The organism is Mesorhizobium sp. M2A.F.Ca.ET.067.02.1.1 (assembly GCF_004023285.1).
Taxonomy (GTDB): Bacteria; Pseudomonadota; Alphaproteobacteria; order Rhizobiales; family Rhizobiaceae; genus Mesorhizobium.
The window spans coordinates 1-1,874 of sequence record NZ_RZSB01000980.1; the positions used below are offsets into that span (position 1 = coordinate 1).

The 1,874-nt window shown below is 64.9% G+C and carries 1 protein-coding gene and 1 pseudogene; both read right to left on the reverse strand.

Features of this window, described 5'->3' with window-relative positions:
* Nucleotides 1-58: 58 nt before the first annotated feature.
* Nucleotides 59-957: pseudogene (locus EOA28_RS34445) on the reverse strand (DMT family transporter).
* Nucleotides 958-1,015: 58 nt separating this feature from the next.
* Nucleotides 1,016-1,870, reverse strand: coding sequence for a DMT family transporter (locus EOA28_RS34450; protein ID WP_128315778.1), 855 nt, complete (start codon nt 1,868-1,870; stop codon nt 1,016-1,018).
* Nucleotides 1,871-1,874 lie beyond the last annotated feature (4 nt).

Sequence of the window (1,874 nt, forward strand, 5' to 3'; positions counted from 1 at the left end):
CCCGTCGACCTAACAATGCCTGAGCCGGATGATGGTTCCGTGATTGGCAGAAATATTTTTACGAGCGCGCCGATTTGGCCTTCAGCCAGTCGCGGCCGGCATGGGCAAAGACCGCGCAAAGCACGATGGCGCCGCCGATGACGCTGGCCATGGCGGAGCTTCGCCGAGGAAGATCAGGGCAAACAGGATGGCGAACGGCACCTCGGCAGAGCCCAGCAGGCCGGATTCGGCGGCAGGGATAAGCCGCGAGCCTTCCGTCCACAGGATCGAGGCCAGCGCGAAGGAGCAGCCGAAGGTGGCAAGCAGCACCACGTCGCGCGTCGAGACGGCCAGCGGATCGGTGACGAACCAGCCGAGCACGAAGAGCAGGAAGGCCGAGACCGCGCCCGCCCACACGACCGGCGAATCACGGAAGGCGCGCACCATGATCATGTAGAGCGCGCTGCCCGTGGTCATCAAAAGCGCCAGCCCGTCGCCGAACAGATGGCCGCTGCCGAGGCCGCCGCCCACCATGATGGCGACGCCGCAAAACGATACGGGGGCCGCGACCATTGTCTGCAGCCGGCATTTTTCCCGTACCAGAAGGAAGGCAAGGAGCGCGGCGATGAAGGGCGAGGTCGCGTAGATGACCGCGACATTGGCGACATAGGTGTATTTGAACGCCGAGATGAAAGCGATGCTGACGGCGGCACCCTCGACCGCCAAGAGCCAGCTCCGCCAGCCCAGTCTCAGGCTCTCGCGCCCGCTTGAGCGGCGCCGGCGCCAGAACACATAGAGGCTGATCAGGATCGAGCCGAAAAAACCGCGCCAGCAGGTGATCGTCAGCGGATCGGCGTGGATCGATTTGGTCAGCACGCCGGTAAGCGCGAAGGCGATGGCCGATGCCGAGATCAGGATGATGCCAAGCGTGCGCTCGGCCGCTGCGTCGGCGGCGGCATGCGTGAGCTTTTCAGGCATCTCGAGCGTGTCCGTCATGGCGCCAGCCCACCCGGTTGCTCCTGACAGCCCTCTGTCATCAGGCCTGCTCCCGCTTGCGGAAATGCTCGTTGCCGACGATGAGCAGGCCGGCGCCGATGATCAGCGCCGCGCCCATGAACACCTCCGTGCGTGGCACGTCGCCCCAGATGGCGTAGCCCAGCGCGAAGGCCCAGACCAGCGAGGTGTATTCGAACGGCGCCACGATCGACACCGGGGCGCGCTTCATGCCTTCGAAAAGCACATATTGCGCCACCCCGCCGAGCGCGCCGACGCTGAGGAGCAAAAGCAGCTGCGTTCCGTCAGGCATGCGCCACCACAGCAGCGCCGGCACGGCCGAGAAGAGCAGGAAATAGAAATTGTTGAGCACGAGCTGGATCGTCGTGCGCTCCTGCAGCGCCGTCTTGCGTAAGAGCACAACGGCGATCCCCCAAAGCACGGCGGCCGCCAGCACCAGCAGCACCGGCACGGAGAGGCCGAGCCGCGTCGGATCGCAGGCGATGAAGACGCCGACGAAACCGACGAAGACCGCGATCCAGCGCAGGAGCGGCACCGTCTCGCCCAGGATCAGCACCGACAGCACGGTGACGATGATGGGTGCTGCGTAATAGATGGTGGTGAGCTCGGCAAGCTGCAGCGAGCGCGCGGCGTTGTAGTAGCAAAGCCAGGCGGCCAGCGTGAAGGCGCTGCGCACCAGCATCGGCCTGACGATCGGTGAATCGATCGTGTCGGCAAACAGCCGCTTGCCGCCGATCGCGCCGCAGGCGAGGAGCACGGTGATGGAACGCACGAACATGATCTGCCAGACCGTCATGCCAGCGACCAACAGCTTGATCGAGGCGTCCTGCGCCGAAAACAGGAAATAGCCGGCATCCTGTTCACGGCTGCCGCCTATTTCC